Raw genomic sequence first — 20,043 nt, 5'->3', positions numbered from 1 at the left:
TACTCGCCCGTAATTTTGGTTATTTCTCGCTGATCGCCTGCTCGGGACAGCATTGGATCGCCTCCTGAGCGGCGGACTCCAATTCCGCCGGGACATCGGAATCTGTCGCTACGGCGTAACCGTCGTCGGTCAGGCTGAACACGTCGGGGCACAGCGTGAGACACATGCCGTGACCGCGACACCGCTGGTCGTCTACCCAAACCTTCATGCCAGTGTGAACTCCAGGTGCAATTCGGTCAGGCCACGCAGAATGTAGGTCGGAACGTATTGGTAGCGACGGTTATCCGCGGGCCCGTGGACGTCCTCGTTGATCCTGATATCCGTCGTGCGGTCGAGCAGCCGTTCGATCGCCACCCGGGTTTCGGCCCGCGCCAGCGGGGCGCCGGGGCAGCTGTGGATACCACGCCCGAACGAGATGTGCTGGCGCGCGTTCTTGCGCGTCGGATCGAAGGTGGCGGGTTCTTCGAACCGGCGCGGATCACGGTTGGCCGCGGCCTGCACGATCATCACCGTAGTGCCGGCCGGCAGGTCGACGCCACCGACATTGACCGGCCGCCGGTTCATCCGGAAGTCGCCCTTGACCGGGCTCTCGTGGCGCAGCGATTCTTCGATGAAATTCGGGATCAGGCTGCGATCCTTGCGCAGCTGCGCCTGGATATCGGGGCGCTCGCCCAGCGTCTGCAGGGCCGCGCCGAGCAGCCGCACGGTGGTCTCCTGTCCCGCCGAGAACACGTTGCTGGCGACACGAGCCACGTCCTCGACGTCCGGGATCGAACCGTCGGGAAAGGTGGCGGTGGCCAGGCCGGTCAGCACGTCGTCACGCGGCTCGCTCCGGCGGTCGCGGACGTAATCGGAGAACAGGCCGTAGAGGAATTCCAGCGGGCTGTGGGCCAACGATTCCTTGCCGGTGCCCCCGACGCCGCCGCCCGAGTGCTCGCGGATGCCCTTGATGAACTTGTCGCGGTCCTCCATCGGCACGCCCAGCAGGTCGGCGATCACCAGCAGGGTGAACGGGCCCGCGAAGCCCTTGATCCATTCGCCGTGGCCGGGGGCCAGGAAGTCGTCGAGCGCCTGGTCGGCGAGCGCCCACATGGCGTCCTCGTTCTCTTTGAGGCGCTTCGGGGTGATCAGCCGCATCAGCAACGAGCGGTGGTTGGTGTGGGTCGGCGGGTCGAGCGTGGGCAGCTGGTCGCTGAAGGGCAGTTCGTCACGGTGCTGCTCGATCAGCTCGGTGATGTCGTCGCCTTCGATCGGGACCGGGAAGCCGGGGAACGGACCCGTCACCGAGATGCAGGAAGACCACGTCTCGGCGTCGTTGAGGACCGCACACGCCTCGTCCCACCCGGTGATCATCGTGACGTCGTGGTGGCTTTCCCGGGTGACGGGGCAACGCTGACGCAGCGCCTCGTAGTAGGGGTACGGGTTCTCGATGAGCTCGCTGCCGCGAAAGAAGTCCAACTCGGAGAATTCGTTCGCCATCTCCTGCTCCTTGAATCTCGGCTAGTGAGAATGTGCCTCTCGCGGATGAGTATTACATTTTCACACGGGGTGGTGGTCGTCAACGACGGGTCCCCGCCGGGCGTCTCGAGACGCGCGATTCGCAGGCCGCCGACCGTGGCGCGCCGGTCTGATCGCGCCCGACTAGCTGGCGGGAACCAGGTCGGCGGCCACCGAGGGCCACGCCAGCAGCCCGCTGCGGAACGTCTCGACGTGGCCGACGGGGGCGTGCGGTACGGCCGCCGCCGCGAGGGCCTGGGCCTTGAACGTCTGCGCCGCCATGCTCAGCTGGTGTTGCACCAGTCCGACGCTGTCATCGAGTTCCGACGGCCAGTCCTCCCCCCACAGCGTGACCTCCATGGCGCCCTGATCGAGGGCCCGCAGCACGCCTTGGCGAACCCGCGCGTCGCAGCCGAATAGATCCGCCGCGGCCGCCAGGGCCTGGGGGCGGGGCCGCGAATGCACCGATGCCAGCGCCTCTTCGAGGTCGAGCACCTGGGCACCGATGATTTGCAGCGGCCGGTCATCGGGGTGGTCGGCCAGATCCATCAAGAGCACGGTGACGTCCCAACCCGCCATCGACCGGTCAAAGATCCAGCCACCGGCGAACCGCACCACATCGACCGCGGTGGTGGCGACGACGTCGAGCCGGTACCTCATGTCGTCTCGAGCTTCTTCGGGGGCGCGAAGTCCCGCGCCAGTGTCTCGGCGTACTGCTTGAACACCTCGGGCAGCGGTATCGAGGGATCGAGTAACCATGTGGTTTCCATTCCGTGGACGAAGGCGAGGATTTCTACTGCCTTGACGGCGGGGTCTATGTCTTCGCGATACCGGCCATCGGCCTGACCGCGACGGATGAGCTCGGCGACGATGTCGGTGGCGGCCCGGTGCCTGGCCAGCATGCGGTCGTGCAGCGGAGCCTCGGGCAGGATGTTCTCGACGAGCAGCACCGTGAACGTCCCCACCAATTCGGGGGCCCGGTGGAACCGGTCCGCGACCGCGGCGATCTGGTCGAACAGGTCCCCGGTCCGGTCGGCGTGGGTGTCGTCGTCGAGGTCGCGGGCATCGAGCACCGCGTGCAGCAGCTGCTCCTTCGATTCGAAGTGATGCAGCAGGCCTGCCGGTGTCACCCCGGCCTCACCGGCGATCTGGGCGAGCGTGGTGCTGCGCCAGCCGTTGCGGGTGAGCAGGCGTTGGGCGACGTCGAGGATCCGCTGCTTGCGGTCCTCCCCCTTAGCGAGAAGCGTGTCGTATCGCCGCGCGACGGGCACCAGGGTCCTCTCCACCGACGTAGCAAAACCAACCTAGTGAACACACAGTAGGTTAGTTTGGCCGCTGTGACAAGGGTCACGTGGTGCGGTTTTTCAGCGCGCCGGGTCCCGCCTCGGGGGCTGTCAGCTCACCAGCTCGACCAGCGTGGCGTTGGCGGTGCCGCCGCCTTCGCACATGGTCTGCAGCCCGTAGCGAATCCCGTTGTCGCGCATGTGGTGGGCCATGCGCGCCATCAACACCGCCCCCGACGCGCCCAGCGGGTGCCCCAGCGCGATCGCCCCGCCCAGCGGGTTCATCCGGGCCGGGTCCGCCCCGGTTTCCGCCAGCCATGCCAGCGGAACCGGCGCGAAGGCCTCGTTGACCTCGAAGACACCCACGTCGGCCAGCGCGACGCCGGCCTTGCCCAGCACCTTCTCGGTCGCGGGGATGGGGCCGGTGAGCATCAGCACCGGATCGGCGCCGGTCACAGCGCCCGCCAGGTAGCGCACCATCGGCGTCAAACCGAGCTCGACGGCCAGCTCCGCGGTGGTCACCAGCAGCGCGGCGGCGCCGTCGGAGATCTGCGACGAATTGCCGGCGTGAATCACCCCGTCCTCGGCGAAGGCGGGCTTGAGCGCGCCGAGCTTCTCCACGGTGCTGCCGCGCCGCACGCCCTCGTCGGCGGTGACGACGTTGTTGTCGGCTCCCTCGACGAACACCGGCACCAGCTGCTCGGTGAACGCGCCGCTGTCCTGGGCCGCGGCCGCGCGCTCGTGGGACTCGACGGAGAATTCGTCGAGGCGGGTGCGGGAGAATCCCCATTTCTTGGCGATCAGTTCCGCCGACAGGCCCTGGTTGAAGGAGAAATCGTCATAGCGGGCAAGGACTTTCGGGCCGTAGGGCATACCGGTTGCGCGGGCCGAACCGAGCGGTACGCGGCTCATGACCTCGACCCCGCCGGCCACGACGACATCCTGCTGCCCGGACATCACCGCCTGCACGGCGAAGTCCAGCGCCTGCTGGCTGGACCCACAGGCTCGGTTGACGGTGGTGCCGGGGATGGTCTCGGGCCAGCCGGCGGCCAGAACCGCGTAGCGGCCGATGTTGCTGGACTGATCGCCCACCTGGGACACGCAACCCCAGACGACGTCGTCGATGATCTCGGGACCGATGCCGGTGCGCTCGATGAGTTCGGTCAGGACGACCGCGGACAGGTCGGCGGCATGCATGCCGGACAGGGCGCCGTTGCGCTTCCCCACCGGCGTCCGCACCGCCTCGACGATGACTGTTTCACGCATATCCCTACTCCGATTGCTTGTCGCCCGAATGTGGTTCCACGCCAGATTTTGCTAGGGCCCACCGACCAGTAAACGATGGCTCCCGCCGTTGCGCGAAAGCGGCGTAGGCCGCCGCCGTGTCCGCGGTCGCGAAGTTGACGCCCTGGGCGCGGGCCTCGCTGGCCAGCGCGTCCCGCAGGGTGCGGTCGGCGCCCTCGTTCAGTAGCGCCTTGGTGTGGGCCAGCGCGATCGGCGGGCCGGCCGCCAGCCGGTTGGCGAGATCGTCGACGAACGCGTCGATCTCCGCGGCCGACACCACCCAGGTCACCAGGTTGAGGGCGCATGCTTCCTCGGCATCGATCGTGTCCGCCAGCAACGCAAGCCGCTTGGCCTGTTGCAGCCCAACGATTTTGGGCAACAGCCAGGAGCCGCCGAGGTCGATCGACAGGCCCCGTTTCGAAAAGATCTGGCAGAACGTCGATTCCGGTGTGGCCACCACCAGATCACAGCCCAGCGCGAGGTTCCAGCCGGCGCCGACGGCCACCCCGGTCACCTTGGCGATCGTCGGAATCGACAGCTCGTGCAGCGCCAGCGCCACGTCGGTCAACCGCTGCAACTTGTACTTCGGATGGATGTCCTCGGGAGCCGAGATGTCCGCGCCGGAACAGAAACTGCCGCCGGAGCCGGTGATCACCAGTGCGCGCACGCGGGGATCGTGGCCGGCGGCATCCAGCGCGTCCCGCAGGGCGACCCATAGTTCCGGGTTGATCGCATTCTTGCGACGCGGGCGGTTGAGCGTGAGGGTGCGCACCCCGCCGCGGTCCTCCGACAGCAACACGGGGTCATCGGTCGTGGTCAATAGCTCCTCGGCAACTTCAGGACGTTGGCTCCCAGGAAGTTCAGAATCATCTCCTGGCTGACCGGCGCGATCTTCATCAACCGGGCCTCCCGGAAGTAACGGGTGATGTGGTATTCCTCGGCGTAACCCATGCCGCCGTGGGTTTGCAGCGCCCGGTCCGCGGCGGTGAAGCCGGCGTCGGCGCACAGATACTTTGCCGTATTGGCCTCGCGCCCACAGGGTTTGCCATTGTCGTAGAGCCAGGTGGCCTTACGCAGCATGAGCTCGGCGGCGTCGAGCCGGGCGAGTGAATCGGCGAGTGGGAACTGCAATCCCTGGTTCATGCCGATGGGTCGGCCGAACACCTCGCGCTCGTTGCCGTATTTCACCGCCTTCTCCAGCGCCACCCGGCCGATGCCGAGCGCCTCGGCCGCGATCAGCATCCGCTCCGGGTTGAGACCGTCGAGGATGTACTGAAAGCCCTTGCCTTCCTCGCCCACTCGGTCCTCGACCGGCACCTCGAGATTGTCGATGAACAGTTCATTGGAGCTGACGGCGTTGCGGCCCATCTTGCGGATGGGGCGGATGTCGACGCGGCTGCGATCGAGATCGGTGAGGAACAGGGTCATCCCGTCGGTCTTCTTGGTGACCTCGTCGTAGCTCTGCGTCCGGGTGAGCAGCAGGATCTTGTCGGACTCCATCGCTTTGGAGATCCAGACCTTGCGACCGTTGACGATGTAGCGATCGCCGTCCCGCTTGGCGAACGTGGTGATTCGCGAAGTGTCAAGCCCGGCACCGGGTTCGGTGACACCGAAGCAGACGTGCACCTCGCCGGTCGCGACGGCGGGCAACGTGCGGGCCTTGAGCTCGTCGGAGCCGTGCACCACGACCGGCTGCATGCCGAAGATGGACAGGTGAATCGAACTGGCCGCGTTCATGGCGCCGCCGGACTTGGCGACCTCCTCGAGCAGGATCGTCGCTTCGGTGATTCCCAGGCCATGACCGCCGTACTCGGTCGGGATCGTCATGCCCAGCCAGCCGCCCTCGGCGATGGCCTGGTAGAACTCGGTCGGAAATTCGTGCGCCTGGTCCTTCTCCATCCAGTATTGGTCGTCGAATTTCCGTGCCAGCTCCGCCACCGACCGACGGATCAGTTCCTGATCTTCGGTCAGCTCAAAGTTCATTCCACCCACTGGTGGTCTCCTCTTCTCAGCGCGAACAGACACAAAAGCACCCGACACGCCGACGATTTAGGTGCTTTTGCGTCTGCTCGGCGACAGTACTGTGCTCAGTCCTTGTTGCCGGTAAGGGCTTTCGCGTTGGCCGCGAAGTCCGCGAACGACGAGCCGCCCCGACCGTCCTTGTCGTGACCCTTGGCCTTGATGGACACATCGTGCCCCTCGGCGGCCTTGCGCAGCGCACCGACGGTCGCCTGTTCGCGCGAAATGTGCGTGAATGGGTCGAACGAGTACCAGCGCATGGCGTTCTCGTGGGTCATCCTGTTGATCTCGTCATCGGGAACGTTGTTGAGGGACAACACATCCCACAGCTCTTCGGGCGCACCCGGCCACATCGAGTCGCTGTGCGGGTAGTCGGCTTCCCAGCAGATGTTGTCGATGCCGATCATGTTGCGCAGCGCCACGCCGACCTTGTCGCTGATGAAGCAGGTCAGGAAGTGGTCGCGGAACACCTCGCTGGGCAGCTTGCCCTTGAAGTCCTGGTGCGTCCAGGCGGAGTGCATCTCGAAGGTGCGGTCCGCGCGCTCGAGGAAGTAGGGGATCCAGCCGGTGCCGCCCTCCGACAGCGCAATCTTGAGGTCGGGGTATTCCTTTATAGGCTTGGACCACAACAGATCGGCGGCGGCCTGCACGATGTTCATCGGCTGCAGCGTGATCATCACGTCCATGGGGGCGTCGGGCGCGGTGATGGCCAACCGCCCCGAGGAACCGATGTGCACGTTCATCACGGTGCCGGTGTCGCACAGCGCCTTCCACAGCGGGGCCCAGTAGTCGTCGTGGAAGCTGGGGTACCCCATCGCGGCCGGGTTCTCGGTGAAGGTCAAGGCGTGCACGCCCTTTTTGGCGACCCGCCGCACTTCGGCCGCGCACGCCTCGGCATCCCAGATCACCGGGATCGCCATCGGGATGAATCGCGCCGGGTAGGCACCGCACCACTCTTCGATGTGCCAGTCGTTGTAGGCCTGCACCAGTGCGATCGAGAAGTCGTTGTCGTCGGTGGCGAACAGCCTTCCGGCGAAACCGGGGAAGGACGGGAAGCAGATCGACGCCAGGATGCCGCCGGCGTTCATGTCCTTGACGCGCTCGTCGACGTTGTAACAACCGGGCCGGATCTCGTCGAGCCCCGTCGGCTCGATGCCGTACTCCTCCTTGGGCCGCCCGGCCACCGCGTTGAGCGCGACGTTGGGGATGACGGTGTCGCGGAACTTCCACATGTCCGATCCGTCGGCGTTGTGCACGAGCCGGGGCGCATCGTCCTGATACTTCTTCGGCAGGTGGTTCTTGAACATGTCCGGCGGCTCGACGGTGTGGTCGTCGACGCTGATCAGAATCATGTCTTCTTTGTTCATGGCCGTCCCTTTCATCGGATCCACCGGATCGATTAGAGCCTCGGCGAATCGCTGCCCGTGCCAAGATCACTAAACTGAAAACTATCTTCTCGCCAGGCGAGAATCAACATCCAGCGGTTGCTCGGCGCCGCCGCAACCTTCTGACCAGCAGCCGAACGTGCAGGCCCAGCGCCCTTCCACGGCGCAGCCATGCCGTGAGGTAGGACCGGGTTGGCGTGGCGGAACGGGGGCCGGTGGCCGCCCTGTCGACGCGGGCGGCCGCCCGGTCGCGACGTGCGCCAGGGCGATGGGTGGACCTGTCCTCGAGCGGCACGCCGGCATTGACCGGACGCGCGTTTCGTGCCAGTCTGTTAGTTGCAAATGAGAATATGATTCTCTTTCACCGAGAGGACACTGCCAATGCGCTTGCAGCCGCTGCCCGCCGACCAGTGGGACGAGGCGACCCGGCAGGCCCTCTCGGCGATGCGTGAGGCGGACAGCAACAACGCGCTGTCCACGCTTGCCCATCATCCGGCGCTAGCCAAGGCGTTTCTGCGGTTCAACGTCCACCTCCTGGTGTCGTCCACACTGCCGGCCCGCATCCGCGAACTGGCCATCCTGCGGGTGGCCCATCGCCGGCGGTGCGCCTACGAGTGGTCACACCACGAGCGAATGGCCAAAGAAGAAGGAATCACCGACGACCAGATCGCGGCCTTGAAGCGCGGCGAGGCCGCCGACGCGTTCGACCAGGTCGTGATCACTGGCGTCGACGAGCTCGATGAGAAGTCGGAGCTGTCGGACCAGACCTGGGCGGCACTGGGCGAGCGCCTCGACGACCAGCAACGGATGGACTTCGTCTTCACAGTCGGCTGCTACGCCCTGCTGGCCATGGCCTTCAACAGTTTTGGCATCCAACCCGAACACGCCACCACAGCCGCTAACAACGTCGAATAAGAGGAGTAAGAACGTTGCCGCACTTCCCGAAGCCAGCCGCCGGCAGCTGGACAGAAAACTACCCCGAGTTGGGGACCGCGCCGGTCGACTACACCGACTCGATCGACCCCGCGTTCTTCGAGGCCGAACGTGACGCCGTGTTCAGGAAGACCTGGCTCAACGTCGGCCGCGTCGAGCGCCTGCCCCGCACCGGCAGCTACTTCACCAGGGAACTACCCTCCGCCGGCAAGGGCACGTCGGTGATCATCACCAAGACCAAGGACGGGTCCGTCAAGGCGTACCACAATGTCTGCCGCCACCGCGGAAACAAGTTGGTGTGGAACGACTTTCCCAACGAGGAGACCTCCGGCACCTGCCGGCAGTTCACCTGCAAGTACCACGCCTGGCGCTACAGCCTCGACGGCGATCTGACCTTCGTTCAACAGGAAGAAGAGTTCTTCGACCTCGACAAGAGCAACTTCGGCCTGGCGCCGGTTCGCTGCGAGGTGTGGGAAGGCTTCATCTTCATCAACTTCGACGACAACGCGGCGCCGCTCACCGACTACCTCGGACCGCTGGCCAAGAGCATCGAGGGCTACCCGTTCGGCGAGATGACCGAGACCTACTCCTACCGGGCGGAGGTCGGCAGCAACTGGAAGCTGTTCATCGACGCGTTCGTCGAGTTCTACCACGCGCCGATCCTGCACCAGGGTCAGTACACCAAGGAAGAAGCCGCCAAGATCCAGAAGTTCGGCTACGAGGCGTTGCACTACGAGCTGGCCGGCCCGCACAACCTGCAGTCGACCTGGGGCGGTCAGGCACCTCCCCCGGACATGTCGATGGTCAAGCCGATGGACCAGGTGTTGCGCAGCAGGTTGTTCGGTCCGTGGGACAAGCCGGAGATCATCCAGAACATGGAGCTGCCACCGGGCGTCAACGTGAAGCGGGTGCCGCAGTGGGGCATCGACTCGTGGCTGTTCTACCCGAACTTCATGCTGCTGATCTGGGAGCCGGGCTGGTATTTGACCTACCACTACTGGCCGACCGCGGTGGACAAGCACATCTTCGAGTCGTCGCTGTATTTCGTGCCGCCGCGCAATGCGCGGGAACGCCTGGCCCAGGAGTTGGCCGCCGTGACGTTCAAGGAGTACGCGCTGCAGGACGCCAACACCCTGGAAGCGACCCAGACCATGATCGGCACCCGGGCCGTCAAGGAGTTCCTGCTCTGCGACCAGGAAGTCTTGATCCGACACCTGCACCACACGACCGCCAACTACGTCAAGGAGTACCAGCGCAATGGCGCTACCGTCTGAATTCGCCGCCCTCGAGCCCTTTTTGGAGTGGGACCTGGCCACCGAGCCCGAGCGCTACGCCAAGCGGTTGGCCTCGACGATGGCCCAGATGCAGGAGTTCTACGACGTCGCTTTCCCGATGCTGAACGACGTCATCGCCTACTGCGACAAGTTCCCCTTGGACGACCTGCCGGAGGACGCAAAGACGTTGATGCACATGATGCAGTCGCTCGTCATGGTGTCCTTCCCCATCGAGGCGTGGAAGCAGCCGCGCGTGCCGGACAGCGGCGCGGCGTGGGTTGAAGTGATCCGGGAACCGGTGATCTAGCAGGTGCTGACGCTCAAGGCCGCGGGGCTGCTCGACGTTGACGGCGGCGAGATCATCCGGCCCGGCATCCTGAAGATCCAGGACGACCGGATCGTCGGCGTGGGGGGCGACCCCGAAGGCGAAATCATCGAGCTGGGCGACCAAGTTCTGTTGCCGGGCCTGATGGACATGGAGGTCAACCTCCTGATGGGCGGGCGCGGGGAGACGCCCGGGCTGTCCCAGGTGCAAGACGACCCGCCGACGCGGGTGCTGCGCGCTGTCGGCAACGCCCGGCGCACGCTGCGCGCCGGTTTCACCACCGTGCGCAACCTGGGATTGTTCGTCAAGACCGGCGGCTACCTGCTCGACGTCGCCCTGGCCAAGGCCATCGACGCGGGCTGGATCGAGGGGCCCCGAATCGTCCCCGCCGGCCACGCGATCACGCCCACCGGCGGGCACCTTGACCCGACGATGTTCGCCGCATTCATGCCGGGCGCACTCGAGCTCACGATCGAAGAGGGCATCGCCAACGGGGTCGACGAGATCCGCAAGGCGGTGCGCTACCAGATCAAGCACGGCGCCGAATTGATCAAGGTGTGCGTTTCCGGCGGTGTCATGTCGTTGACCGGTGAGGCTGGGGCGCAACACTACTCGGACGAGGAACTGCGCGCGATCGTCGACGAGGCGCACCGCCGTGGACTGCGTGTCGCCGCCCACACGCACGGCGCGGAAGCCGTCAAGCACGCGGTCGCGTGCGGTATCGACTGCATCGAGCACGGGTTCCTGATGGACGACGAGGCCATCCAGATGCTGGTCGACAACGACAGGTTCCTGGTGACCACCCGCAGGCTCGCCCAGGCGATGGACGTGTCACGCGCCCCGAAAGCCCTGCAGGACAAGGCGGCCGAGATGTTCCCCAAGGCCGAGACCTCGATCAAGGCCGCCTACGAGGCCGGGGTGAAAATCGCGGTCGGCACCGACGCCCCGGCAATCCCGCACGGCAAGAACGCCGACGAGCTTGTCACGCTGGTGGAATGGGGCATGCCGCCGCTGGCGGTGTTGCGGGCCGCCACCATCACCGCGGCCGAGCTGATCAACTCGACCGACCGGGGGCGCCTCGCGGCGGGCCAGCTCGCGGATATCATCGCGGTACCGGGAAACCCGTTGGAAGACATCACGGTTACCCAGCGTGTCAGCTTCGTCATGAAAGGCGGCAAGGTCTATGTCGACGCCCGATCAGCCTAAAAGCGGCCCAACCCGAACTGATGACCTGGTCGAGATCCAGCAGCTGCTCGGCCGCTACGCGGTCACCATCACCCAGGAGGACATCGAAGGTCTGGTCGCCGTCTTCACTCCCGACGGCACCTACAGCGCCTTCGGCGAGACCTACAGCCTGAGCCGATTCCCGGAATTGGTGGCCGCGGCCCCAAAGGGCTTGTTCCTCACCGGAACCGCGGTGGTCGACCTTAATGGGGATGCGGCCACCGGCACCCAACCGCTGTGCTTCATCGACCATGCCACTCACGACATGCGGATCGGTTACTACCGCGACACCTATCTGCGGACCGCTGACGGGTGGCGACTGAAGACGCGCGCCATGACCTTCATCCGCCGCAGCGGGGTGCACGACTCCGGGCGCCCGCACGCCATCGGCCGTCCCGCCGGTGACTCCGCGGCCCAGGCAGCGACTTAAGGAGCCGACCAATCGAAGTGAATGTCGAGCAGTTCCGGGCCGACCTGCGCGCGTGGCTCGACGACAACGATCTGACCCCCGAGCCCGACCACTCGCTGCAGGGGCACATGCGGCAGTTCGCCCGGGTAAGCCGCGCGCTCTACGACGCCGATTGGATGCGGTTCGGCTGGCCGGTCGAGGTCGGTGGGCTGGGCGGCCCGGCAGTGCTGCGCGCGATCGTCGGCGAAGAGGTGGTGGGTCGGCGCCTGGCCGAACCCGGCCCCTATTCGATGCTCGAGGTCCTCGCCCCCACGATGATCGATTACGCGCCCGTGGAGCTCGCCAAGGAAATGGTGCCGCGGCTGCTCAGCGGGGAAGAGCAATGGTGCCAAGGCTTTTCCGAGCCGGGGTCGGGCAGTGACCTGGCGTCGCTGACCACCCGCGCGACGCAGCAAGGCGATAACTGGATCGTCAACGGACAAAAGGTCTGGACCAGCTTCGCGCAGTTCTCCACCCGGTGCGTCCTGCTCACCCGCACCGCGCCCGGCCACGACGGGATCACCGCGTTCTTCGTCGACCTCGACACCCCCGGCATCACCATCCGCCCGCTGCGCACGATGCACGGCGTCGACGAATTCTGCGAGGTGTACTACGACGACGTGGTGATTCCGGCCAACCGGATGCTGGGCAAGCCCGGGGACGGCTGGCGACTGGCCATGGACCTGCTGCCCTACGAACGCTCCGCCTGCTTCTGGCAGCGAATCGCCTACCTCTATTCACGTTTCGACGACTTGATCACCGCGGCGTCAGAAAACGGGGACCCCGACGAATCCGCGCTCGGCGGGGCCTATTTGGCTCTTCATACGTTGCGCTGCCGATCGCGTGCCACCCAGCATCGCATGCGCGACGGGGCCAGGCTGGGGCCGGACACCTCCATCGACAAGGTGCTGCTGGCCTCCGCGGAGCAGCGACTCTACGACACCGTTCGCGACGTGTTGCCGGGAACGCTGGAGCTCGAAGACACGCCGTGGCGTTCGGAATATCTGTATTCGCGCGCCGCGACGATCTACGGCGGCACCGCCGAGATCCAGCGCAATATCATCGCCCGCCGGCTACTCGACCTCGGGAAGGAGTGACCGTGACCCCTTCGACGGACATCGAGTCCGATCCCGAATCGCTTCGCCTGCTTGCGGAGTCGTTGCGGACGACGATGACGGCCGCCTCGGGAGCCAAGCTCGACGCGGCGCTGACCGAGCTCGGCTGGCGCGACATGCTCGACGAAATGCCCGACATCGCAATACCTCTGGTGTTCAAGCTGCTCGGTGAGACCGGTGCCCACGCACCCGTGCTCAACGACGTGGTGCTGCGCGCGGCGGGCGACGCGCCCGGGGGAACCCTGCCGCTGCCGTTCGCCGGTGGCTCCTGGGTGCTGTGGGAGCGCCGTGACCATGCCGACTCGGCGATCGACGAGCTGTTGCCGATACACCGTGTGCCTCACGATGATTCGTTGCCGCCCGCCGCGCGGTACGCGGGTTGGCGGGCTCTCGGGTGGTGGCTGGTCGGCACCAGCCGCGCCATGCTGTCACTGGCTCGTCAGCACGCCGTCGACCGGGTCCAGTTCGGTCGGCACATCAGTTCGTTCCAGGCGATCCGGCATCGACTGGCCGAGGCGCTGGTCGCGATCGAGGGTGCCGAGGCGACACTGCAGGCCGCCACGGATTGCGACGACCCGCAGGGGCTTGCTTCGCTGCTGGCCAAGGCCGCGGCCGGCCAGGCGGCGCTGATCACCGCGCGTCACTGTCAGCAGGTGCTCGGCGGCATCGGCTTCACCGCCGAACACCCGCTGCACCACCACATCAAGCGGTCGTTGATCCTCGACGGACTGCTGAGTAGTTCGAAAGAACTCACCCGTCAGGCCGGAAAGGCGGTCGTGGCTGCCGGCTCGGCGCCCCGGCTCGCGCAGCTGTAACGCGGCGCGGCCCACACCCAGGCACCGTGCGCGGAGCATGAGATGCTTCGCGGGGGCCGCCTGGTCGCTCGGCGTCGGCGCGGACGTCGGCCCCACCATGAGCCCTGGGAGGTGGGACGCAATGAGTCAGCCGCAAGGACCACAAAACCAGTTCGGGGTCGCCTCGGTGCTCCTGGGCCTGGTCGGACTCATCACCTGCTGGCTGCTGCTCGGGGTGCCCTTCGGCATCGCGGCCGTGGTGACCGGCGACATCGCCCGGCGAAGGGTGGTCCGCGGCCAGGCGAACAACCGCCGAACCGCTCTGGCCGGGATGGTTCTAGGGACGGTTGCGATAGTTGCGGGTCTTGTCGCCATCGGCTACTACGCCCACCTGGACGCCCGAAACCATTGACGCGCAGATCAATTGCGCGGTAACCCGAGCACGCGTTCGGCGATGATGTTGCGCTGAATCTCCGACGTACCACCGGCGATGGTCGCGGCGAAGGTGCGCGCGTACCGGTCGAACCAGCTGCCGTAGTGGCTGTCCAGATTGAGCGGGGCGAACGGGGCGGTGACTCCGCGCAAGGCCAGTCCCTCGCCGTCCTTGGCGGCCAGCGCGTCCTCGCAGGCGCGTTGCATCGCCTCCGAGCCGAGCAACTTGAGCACCGACTGGGCGGGCACATCCTCTTCGCCACGCGCGGCTTTGGCGAGCGTCGCCGACCCCAGTAGCCGCATCGCGTAGAAATCCATCACCAGCGTCGCGTAGCTGTCCCGCTGCACCGGCCCCGAGGGGCTCGACTCGACGGTCATCGCGTGCAGCATGTCCGCGTAGTCCAGCCACAGCATCGCGCGTTCGTGGCCGAGCGAACCGGTCGCGACGCGCCAGCCGCCGTTGAGCTCTCCCACCAGGTTCTCGGCCGGCACCCGGGCATCGGTGAAGAAGACCTCGTTGAAGTCGACGTCTTCGATGTCACCCATCGAGGCGAACGGGCGCCGAACCACACCGGGGGTGTCGGTGGGGATCAGTAAAGCGCTGATCCCCTTGTGCTTTGGCGCGTCCGGATCGGTGCGCACGAATGTCAGCAACACATCGGCGTGATGGGCGCCCGATGTCCACACCTTCTGCCCGTTGACGATGAAGCAGTCGCCTTGCGAATCGGAGTGGCGCACCGCGCGCGTCTTCAGCGAAGCGAGATCCGATCCCGCGCCGGGCTCGCTCATTCCCAGCGACGCGGTGATCTCCGCGCGCAGGATCGGCACCGCCCACCGTTGCTTCTGTTCGGGCGTGCCGAACGACAACAACGACGCCGCGATGATCCCGACGCCCTGGGGATTGAAACTTTGATAGATCCGCCGGCGCGACAACTCTTCGGAGTACACGTACTGCTGCAGCAGCGTCGCGTTGCGTCCGCCGAACTCCGGCGGGTTGCCGGGTTGTAGCCAGCCGTTGTCGAACAGCAGGCGTTGCCACCGGCGGGCCCACTCCGGAACGTCAGAGCTCGACTGCGGCCGCACCAACGCCTCGGCCTCGGAAGGCAGGTGTGCGTCGAGGAAAGCCACGAACTCGGCTCGGAACGCCTCCACGTCGGCGTCAAACGTCAGCTGCACGGCACTTCCCGGGTTGCTCCTGAGCGTTCCCATACGTCGGTAGATCAAGGTTTCCGCCGACGACGCGGTTCACTCTTGCGATTACGCTTCCATACACACGTCTAAGAGAATAGTATTCTCGTGGTAAGAAAGTTACAATCTCCGACACGTGATCCGTGAGGGGGTCGAGCGCAGCGATGTCACGGCGTTCTCCGGTAGAGTCCAACCATGTTCTCCCCGCGCGGCAATCACCTGAGTCGGCCGTGACCAATCCAAGCGAAGAGCCGGCCTGGAAGCAGCGTGCGGTCGAGCGGTCGATCAAGACGGCGAAATTGCGTGCGGCGCAGCGCGTTCAGCGCTTCCTCGACGCCGCCCAGGCCATCATCATCGAAAAGGGCAGCACGGACTTTACCGTGCAGGAGGTCGTGGACCGCTCCCGCCAGTCGTTGCGCAGCTTCTACCTGCAATTCGACGGCAAGCACGAGTTGCTGCTGGCGCTGTTCGAGGACGCACTGAGCCGGTCGGCCGACCAGATCCGCGCGGCCACCGAGAACCAGGCCGATCCGCTGGAGCGGCTGCAGGTCGCCGTGCAGCTCCTGTACGAAGCGTCCCGCCCGGACCCGACGGCCAAGCGCCCGCTGTTCACGGACTTTGCTCCTCGACTGCTTGTCACCCACCCGGCCGAGGTCAAGATCGCCCATGCACCGCTGCTCGCGTTGCTGACCGAACTGATGGACGCGGCGCATGATGCCGGCAAGCTGCGCACCACCATCAACCCCAAGCGGGTGGCCGCCATGACCATGCAGACGGTGATGTTCATCGCACAATCCAGCGGCGGGCCCGACGACGCGACGACGCATCCGATCACCGCCGAAGAGGTATGGGATTTCTGCTCACGCGGATTCGTCGCGTAGCGCCCGAACGCCCCGCGTTCCCGCATCTCGCCATGAGCAAATAGCGCACGCCGTTTGCCGGTGAGAATGAGATTCTCTAATATCTAGAACCACAAATAGCCGAAACGGATTCGTCATTGACACCCGCGACGGCCGAATGACAGAGTTCAAGGGCGGCAAGACTCGCGGTCCCGGACGCATCGTTCTCCGGCGCAGGCGTGCCGATCGATCAAGTCAGGAGTTGAGGTAGCCATGACCGGACGTGTTGAGGGCAAAGTCGCTTTCCTCACCGGAGCGGCGCGCGGTCAGGGCCGCAGCCACGCGGTGCGGTTGGCCCAGGAGGGTGCCGACATCATCGCCATCGACATCTGCAAGCCCATCCGCGAAGGCGTGCTGGACACCGCGATCCCAGCATCGACACCCGAAGACCTCGCCGAGACCGCCGACCTGGTCAAGGGGCACAACCGCAGGATCTTCACGGCCGAAGTCGACGTGCGCGACTATGCCGCACTCAAGGCGGCGGTGGACACCGGCGTCGAGCAACTCGGCCGGCTCGACATCATCGTGGCCAACGCCGGAATCGGCAACGGCGGCGAAACGTTGGACAAGACCAGCGAAGAAGACTGGACCGAGATGATCGACATCAACCTGGCCGGCGTGTGGAAAACCGTGAAAGCCGGTGTGCCGCATCTGATCGCGGGCGGCAACGGCGGTTCGATCATCCTGACCAGCTCGGTCGGCGGGCTCAAGGCCTACCCCCACACCGGCCACTATGTCGCGGCCAAGCACGGCGTCGTCGGGCTGATGCGCGCCTTCGGAGTTGAGCTGGGACAGCACATGATTCGCGTCAACTCCGTGCACCCGACCCATGTCAAGACGCCCATGCTGCACAACGACGGCACCTTCAAGATGTTCCGTCCCGACCTGGAAAACCCGGGTCCCGACGACATGGCGCCGATCTGTCAACTGTTCCACACGCTGCCGATCCCCTGGGTCGAGCCGATCGACATCAGCAACGCGGTGCTGTTCTTCGCCTCGGACGAGGCCCGCTACATCACCGGCGTGACCCTGCCCATCGATGCGGGTAGCTGCCTCAAGTAGCCGCTAGAAGGGGCTGCTGTTGGACTGCCATTCGGCCGATTCGGGTCGCGGCCCGTAGCGGCGGATGTAGTCCTCGTGCATCCGCGCCTGTTTTTGTCGGTTGATCACGTCGACCAGGTTCGGATCCAGTCCATGAACGGCCAACCGGTGGCGGCGCCAGACCTTGTTCAGGGCAAGGGTTATCAGCAACGCCCAGATGTGGAGCGGCGCCGTCATCTCCGTGTGCACGTAGAGCGAGGCGGGCAGCAACCAAAACGGGGCAAGGACCAACAGGGGCGGTATGGCCCACCTGATCATGTGCCGGCGGATGGCTCCCTCCCCGGCCAGATCGCCCGCCACCCAGTCACGCATCGAGTCGGGCAGTCGCCGCCCGTAGGCATAGCCGATGCGCTGCCAGAGATTGGGTTTCGCGGCGGTCATGATGGCTCCTCGGGGTGATGTCAGGATTGCAGTGCGCCGGCTGCCACGGCGGCGGCGTTGATTCGGGTAAGGACCTGGTGCAGGTTCTCGAGCTCGGCAAGTTCCACGCCCAGGCGCGCCACCACGGCGGGCGGGATCTCGAGTGCCTTCTCCCGCAACGCGATTCCTCGCTGTGTGAGCGTCACATCGGTGGTGCGTTCGTCGGCCGGATTCTTGGCACGAGTGATCAGCCCCTGCCCCTCCAAGCGCTTGAGCATCGGCGACAGCGTCGCGGAATCCATCTGCAACGCCGCGGCGATCTGCTTGACCGACAACGGAAACCGGTCGGCCCCGGGCGTCTTGCGGTGATCCCACAGCGCCAGCATCACCAGATATTGCGGGTGGGTCAGCCCGAGGGGCTCCAGCAGGGGCCGATACACCGCCAACACCGCCCGGTTGGTCGTCGCGAGCGCGAAGCACACCTGGTGTTCCAGGGCGAGCGGATCGATTTCGCGAGTGGTCGCAGCGGCCATAATTATATGGTGCCCTAATAGTTAGCGGGCTATCTACATGACGCCTCTCACACCGCCCACCGCGCGGGTAATACGCTCGGAATCTATGGACGATTTCGAGGGACGCGGGGCGGTAATCACCGGCGGTGCGAGCGGCATCGGGTTGGCCACCGCCACCGAATTCGCCCGGCGGGGCGCCCGCGTGGTGCTGTCCGATGTCGATCAGCCCGCGCTGGAACAGGCGGTGAACCGGCTGCGCGGCGAGGGGTTCGATGCAAACGGCGTGGTCTGCGACGTCCGGCACCTCGAGGAGATGGTGCACCTCGCGGAGGAGTCCTTCCGGTTGCTCGGCCAGGTCGATGTCCTGTTCAGCAACGCCGGCATCGTCGTCGCGGGGCCGATGGCCCAGACGAGCCACGACGACTGGCGCTGGGTGATCGACATCGACCTGTGGGGTTCGATCCATGCCGTCGAGGCGTTCGTGCCGAGGCTGCTCGATCAAGGCAAGGGTGGGCACATCGCATTCACCGCGTCCTTCGCCGGGCTGGTGCCCAACAACGGCCTGGGGACCTACGGCGTTGCCAAGTACGGCGTCGTCGGACTCGCCGAAACGCTCGCCCGCGAGCTCAAGCCCAACGGCATCGGGGTGTCGGTGCTGTGCCCGATGGTGGTGGAGACCAAGCTGGTCTCCAACTCCGAACGGATTCGCGGCGCGGACTATGGGCTGTCGGCATCACCCGAGGGGGCCTTCGGGACACTGCCGACGCAGGACGAGGCGGTCAGCGCGGAGGACGTCGCGCGGTTGACGGCCAATGCGATCCTGGCCAACCGCCTCTACGTGCTGCCGCACGGGGCCGCCCGGGATTCGATCCGCCGCCGGTTCGAGCGCATCGACCGGACCTTCGACGAACAGGCCGCCGAGGGCTGGACGCACTAGCTCGATGGTGGCGGCCCGCCGCACCCGGCTTCGCCGCACTTACGACCGCCACTAGCTCGATGGTGGCGGCCCGCCGCGCCCGGCTTCGCCGCACTTACGACCGCCACTAGCTCGATGGTGGCGGCCCGCCGCACCCGGCTTCGCCGCACTTGCGACCGCCACTAGCTCGATGGTGGCGGCCCGCCGCGCCCGGCTTCGCCGCACTTGCGACCGCCACTAGCTCGATGGCGGCGGCCCCAATCGGTAGTCACCGGTCTGGGGGTCGTGGTACCAGCCGCTGGCAGCGTGGGTGCCGCCGTCGACGTGCAGCGTCTGCCCGGTGAGATAGACCGACATGTCGGAAGCCAGAAACACAGCGGTGCCGGCGATTTCGTCGACATGACCGGGGCGGCCCAGCGGCACGATGTCCGCCATGGCCGCCGCCGCACCGTCGCTGTTGAGCGCCGCCAGGCCCTCGGTGAGCGTGATGTCGGGCGCTATCGCGTTGACCCGGATGCCGTGCGGCGCCAACTCCAGGGCCGCGGTCTTGGTGTAGTTGATCACCCCCGCTTTGGCCGCGGCGTAGGCGGCATAGCCCGGTGCGGCTCGGACGCCTTCGATCGACGTCACCGAGATGACGCTGCCGCCAACGCCCTCGGCAACCAGCTGCCGGGCAACTCGCTGGGTGCAGAGCAGCACGTGGCGCAGGTTCGCCTTATACAGTGCGTCCCAGCCGTTTTCGCTGGTGTCCAGCAGGGGCGAGGAGAACACCCCGCCGGCATTGTTCACCAGGATCGTCGGCGTGCCCAGCTCGGCGCTGGTGCGTTCCAGGGCGGCGTCGACCTGGTTGCCGTCTCGGACGTCGGTGACGATTCCCAGGGCCCCGATGGCTTCGGACGCTTGCGCACAGGTCTGCGGGTCACGCTCCCAGATCGCCACCCGCGCACCGAATGCGGCCATGCCGGCGGCAATCCCGCGACCGATGCCCGCTCCCCCACCGGTCACCACGGCGACGCGCTCGGTGAGCAGGATGTTCGAGGGGTCGATCGTCATC

General features: G+C 66.2%; 23 protein-coding genes. 11 read left to right on the top strand and 12 right to left on the bottom strand.

The genetic code is table 11. From position 1 onward, the window contains the following. Nucleotides 1-19: 19 nt before the first annotated feature. From A9W96_RS14610 to A9W96_RS14575, 8 genes are all read right to left on the bottom strand, one after another. Nucleotides 20-208 carry a ferredoxin gene (locus A9W96_RS14610; protein ID WP_066865812.1) on the bottom strand — a complete coding sequence of 63 codons (189 nt, stop codon included), beginning with the start codon at nucleotides 206-208 and terminating at the stop codon, nucleotides 20-22. Continuing rightward, on the bottom strand, nucleotides 205-1,479 hold the full coding sequence (locus tag A9W96_RS14605) for a cytochrome P450 (RefSeq protein WP_067025426.1): 1,275 nt from the start codon (nucleotides 1,477-1,479) through the stop codon (nucleotides 205-207). Before A9W96_RS14605 ends, A9W96_RS14610 begins: the two co-directional genes overlap by 4 nt. A gap of 162 nt (nucleotides 1,480-1,641) precedes the next feature. Further along, nucleotides 1,642-2,157: a hypothetical protein gene (locus A9W96_RS14600; protein ID WP_066865807.1), complete on the bottom strand. Its 516-nt coding sequence runs from the start codon at nucleotides 2,155-2,157 to the stop codon at nucleotides 1,642-1,644. Beyond that, a complete protein-coding gene (locus tag A9W96_RS14595) occupies nucleotides 2,154-2,768 on the bottom strand; it encodes a TetR/AcrR family transcriptional regulator (RefSeq protein WP_066865804.1) in 615 nt (204 codons plus the stop codon). Before A9W96_RS14595 ends, A9W96_RS14600 begins: the two co-directional genes overlap by 4 nt. 123 nt (nucleotides 2,769-2,891) lie before the next feature. Next, on the bottom strand, nucleotides 2,892-4,046 hold the full coding sequence (locus A9W96_RS14590) for a thiolase family protein (RefSeq protein ID WP_066865801.1): 1,155 nt from the start codon (nucleotides 4,044-4,046) through the stop codon (nucleotides 2,892-2,894). Nucleotides 4,047-4,050: 4 nt separating this feature from the next. Next, nucleotides 4,051-4,884, bottom strand: a complete 834-nt coding sequence (locus A9W96_RS14585) for an enoyl-CoA hydratase/isomerase family protein (protein ID WP_067140689.1) — start codon at nucleotides 4,882-4,884, stop codon at nucleotides 4,051-4,053. Continuing rightward, a complete protein-coding gene (locus A9W96_RS14580) occupies nucleotides 4,881-6,047 on the bottom strand; it encodes an acyl-CoA dehydrogenase family protein (protein ID WP_067140686.1) in 1,167 nt (388 codons plus the stop codon). Before A9W96_RS14580 ends, A9W96_RS14585 begins: the two co-directional genes overlap by 4 nt. A 104-nt stretch (nucleotides 6,048-6,151) precedes the next feature. Next, nucleotides 6,152-7,450: an amidohydrolase family protein gene (locus tag A9W96_RS14575; protein WP_066865793.1), complete on the bottom strand. Its 1,299-nt coding sequence runs from the start codon at nucleotides 7,448-7,450 to the stop codon at nucleotides 6,152-6,154. 399 nt (nucleotides 7,451-7,849) lie between these two features. Between A9W96_RS14575 and A9W96_RS14570 the strand changes: the two genes are divergently transcribed. The 8 genes from A9W96_RS14570 to A9W96_RS14535 all read left to right on the top strand — a co-directional run bounded on the left by A9W96_RS14570 (nucleotide 7,850) and on the right by A9W96_RS14535 (nucleotide 13,993). Then, on the top strand, nucleotides 7,850-8,383 hold the full coding sequence (locus A9W96_RS14570) for a carboxymuconolactone decarboxylase family protein (protein WP_066865790.1): 534 nt from the start codon (nucleotides 7,850-7,852) through the stop codon (nucleotides 8,381-8,383). A gap of 14 nt (nucleotides 8,384-8,397) precedes the next feature. Then, entirely contained in the window at nucleotides 8,398-9,675 is a 1,278-nt protein-coding gene (locus A9W96_RS14565) for an aromatic ring-hydroxylating dioxygenase subunit alpha (RefSeq protein WP_067140683.1), read from the top strand. Continuing rightward, nucleotides 9,659-9,982 (top strand): hypothetical protein, encoded by a 324-nt coding sequence (locus A9W96_RS14560; protein WP_066865785.1) that lies wholly within the window; start codon nucleotides 9,659-9,661, stop codon nucleotides 9,980-9,982. Before A9W96_RS14565 ends, A9W96_RS14560 begins: the two co-directional genes overlap by 17 nt. 3 nt (nucleotides 9,983-9,985) lie before the next feature. Continuing rightward, a complete protein-coding gene (locus tag A9W96_RS14555) occupies nucleotides 9,986-11,206 on the top strand; it encodes an amidohydrolase family protein (RefSeq protein WP_066865782.1) in 1,221 nt (406 codons plus the stop codon). Continuing rightward, nucleotides 11,184-11,654 (top strand): nuclear transport factor 2 family protein, encoded by a 471-nt coding sequence (locus tag A9W96_RS14550; RefSeq protein WP_066865779.1) that lies wholly within the window; start codon nucleotides 11,184-11,186, stop codon nucleotides 11,652-11,654. Before A9W96_RS14555 ends, A9W96_RS14550 begins: the two co-directional genes overlap by 23 nt. A gap of 17 nt (nucleotides 11,655-11,671) precedes the next feature. After that, on the top strand, nucleotides 11,672-12,769 hold the full coding sequence (locus A9W96_RS14545) for an acyl-CoA dehydrogenase family protein (protein WP_067140682.1): 1,098 nt from the start codon (nucleotides 11,672-11,674) through the stop codon (nucleotides 12,767-12,769). A 74-nt stretch (nucleotides 12,770-12,843) separates the two neighbouring features. Continuing rightward, nucleotides 12,844-13,602: an acyl-CoA dehydrogenase family protein gene (locus A9W96_RS14540; RefSeq protein ID WP_231999686.1), complete on the top strand. Its 759-nt coding sequence runs from the start codon at nucleotides 12,844-12,846 to the stop codon at nucleotides 13,600-13,602. 121 nt (nucleotides 13,603-13,723) lie between these two features. Continuing rightward, nucleotides 13,724-13,993, top strand: a complete 270-nt coding sequence (locus tag A9W96_RS14535) for a DUF4190 domain-containing protein (RefSeq protein ID WP_066865763.1) — start codon at nucleotides 13,724-13,726, stop codon at nucleotides 13,991-13,993. An 8-nt stretch (nucleotides 13,994-14,001) separates the two neighbouring features. Here A9W96_RS14535 and A9W96_RS14530 read toward each other — a convergent pair whose 3' ends face one another. Then, nucleotides 14,002-15,189, bottom strand: a complete 1,188-nt coding sequence (locus tag A9W96_RS14530; RefSeq protein WP_067140735.1) for an acyl-CoA dehydrogenase family protein — start codon at nucleotides 15,187-15,189, stop codon at nucleotides 14,002-14,004. Nucleotides 15,190-15,431: 242 nt separating this feature from the next. On the opposite strand from A9W96_RS14530, the gene A9W96_RS14525 reads away from it, so the two are divergent. Continuing rightward, nucleotides 15,432-16,082, top strand: coding sequence for a TetR/AcrR family transcriptional regulator (locus A9W96_RS14525; RefSeq protein WP_066865760.1), 651 nt, complete (start codon nucleotides 15,432-15,434; stop codon nucleotides 16,080-16,082). Nucleotides 16,083-16,313: 231 nt separating this feature from the next. Then, nucleotides 16,314-17,162 (top strand): mycofactocin-coupled SDR family oxidoreductase, encoded by an 849-nt coding sequence (locus A9W96_RS14520; RefSeq protein WP_067140680.1) that lies wholly within the window; start codon nucleotides 16,314-16,316, stop codon nucleotides 17,160-17,162. 3 nt (nucleotides 17,163-17,165) lie between these two features. Here the strand turns inward: A9W96_RS14520 and A9W96_RS14515 are convergent, their stop codons facing one another. Together A9W96_RS14515 and A9W96_RS14510 are read right to left on the bottom strand one after the other, a co-directional pair. Beyond that, complete coding sequence (locus A9W96_RS14515) at nucleotides 17,166-17,582, bottom strand: DUF5313 domain-containing protein (protein ID WP_067140679.1); 417 nt, start codon at nucleotides 17,580-17,582, stop codon at nucleotides 17,166-17,168. A gap of 20 nt (nucleotides 17,583-17,602) precedes the next feature. Next, nucleotides 17,603-18,094: a MarR family winged helix-turn-helix transcriptional regulator gene (locus tag A9W96_RS14510; RefSeq protein ID WP_067140678.1), complete on the bottom strand. Its 492-nt coding sequence runs from the start codon at nucleotides 18,092-18,094 to the stop codon at nucleotides 17,603-17,605. Between the two features lie 85 nt (nucleotides 18,095-18,179). Here A9W96_RS14510 and A9W96_RS14505 point away from each other — a divergent pair, with 85 nt between their 5' ends. After that, nucleotides 18,180-19,010, top strand: a complete 831-nt coding sequence (locus tag A9W96_RS14505) for an SDR family NAD(P)-dependent oxidoreductase (RefSeq protein ID WP_067140677.1) — start codon at nucleotides 18,180-18,182, stop codon at nucleotides 19,008-19,010. Between the two features lie 216 nt (nucleotides 19,011-19,226). Here the strand turns inward: A9W96_RS14505 and A9W96_RS14500 are convergent, their stop codons facing one another. Continuing rightward, nucleotides 19,227-20,042: an SDR family NAD(P)-dependent oxidoreductase gene (locus tag A9W96_RS14500; RefSeq protein WP_067140676.1), complete on the bottom strand. Its 816-nt coding sequence runs from the start codon at nucleotides 20,040-20,042 to the stop codon at nucleotides 19,227-19,229. Nucleotide 20,043: the final 1 nt, after the last annotated feature.

The organism is Mycobacterium sp. 1245852.3, assembly GCF_001669335.1.
Taxonomy (GTDB): Bacteria; Actinomycetota; Actinomycetes; order Mycobacteriales; family Mycobacteriaceae; genus Mycobacterium; species Mycobacterium europaeum_A.
Note: the sequence above shows the minus strand (reverse complement) of the source record. Positions and strands in the feature narration are given on the sequence as shown.

Coding starts and splice junctions, on each gene's coding strand:
- A9W96_RS14570 (WP_066865790.1), top strand. CDS start 7,850: ATGCGCTTGCAGCCGCTGCCCGCCGACCAGTGGGACGAGGCGACCCGG.
- A9W96_RS14515 (WP_067140679.1), bottom strand. CDS start 17,582: ATGACCGCCGCGAAACCCAATCTCTGGCAGCGCATCGGCTATGCCTAC.
- A9W96_RS14535 (WP_066865763.1), top strand. CDS start 13,724: ATGAGTCAGCCGCAAGGACCACAAAACCAGTTCGGGGTCGCCTCGGTG.
- A9W96_RS14590 (WP_066865801.1), bottom strand. CDS start 4,046: ATGCGTGAAACAGTCATCGTCGAGGCGGTGCGGACGCCGGTGGGGAAG.
- A9W96_RS14505 (WP_067140677.1), top strand. CDS start 18,180: ATGGACGATTTCGAGGGACGCGGGGCGGTAATCACCGGCGGTGCGAGC.
- A9W96_RS14605 (WP_067025426.1), bottom strand. CDS start 1,479: ATGGCGAACGAATTCTCCGAGTTGGACTTCTTTCGCGGCAGCGAGCTC.
- A9W96_RS14500 (WP_067140676.1), bottom strand. CDS start 20,042: ATGACGATCGACCCCTCGAACATCCTGCTCACCGAGCGCGTCGCCGTG.
- A9W96_RS14520 (WP_067140680.1), top strand. CDS start 16,314: ATGACCGGACGTGTTGAGGGCAAAGTCGCTTTCCTCACCGGAGCGGCG.
- A9W96_RS14575 (WP_066865793.1), bottom strand. CDS start 7,450: ATGAACAAAGAAGACATGATTCTGATCAGCGTCGACGACCACACCGTC.
- A9W96_RS14540 (WP_231999686.1), top strand. CDS start 12,844: ATGACGGCCGCCTCGGGAGCCAAGCTCGACGCGGCGCTGACCGAGCTC.
- A9W96_RS14610 (WP_066865812.1), bottom strand. CDS start 208: ATGAAGGTTTGGGTAGACGACCAGCGGTGTCGCGGTCACGGCATGTGT.
- A9W96_RS14600 (WP_066865807.1), bottom strand. CDS start 2,157: ATGAGGTACCGGCTCGACGTCGTCGCCACCACCGCGGTCGATGTGGTG.
- A9W96_RS14550 (WP_066865779.1), top strand. CDS start 11,184: ATGTCGACGCCCGATCAGCCTAAAAGCGGCCCAACCCGAACTGATGAC.
- A9W96_RS14580 (WP_067140686.1), bottom strand. CDS start 6,047: ATGAACTTTGAGCTGACCGAAGATCAGGAACTGATCCGTCGGTCGGTG.
- A9W96_RS14560 (WP_066865785.1), top strand. CDS start 9,659: ATGGCGCTACCGTCTGAATTCGCCGCCCTCGAGCCCTTTTTGGAGTGG.
- A9W96_RS14510 (WP_067140678.1), bottom strand. CDS start 18,094: ATGGCCGCTGCGACCACTCGCGAAATCGATCCGCTCGCCCTGGAACAC.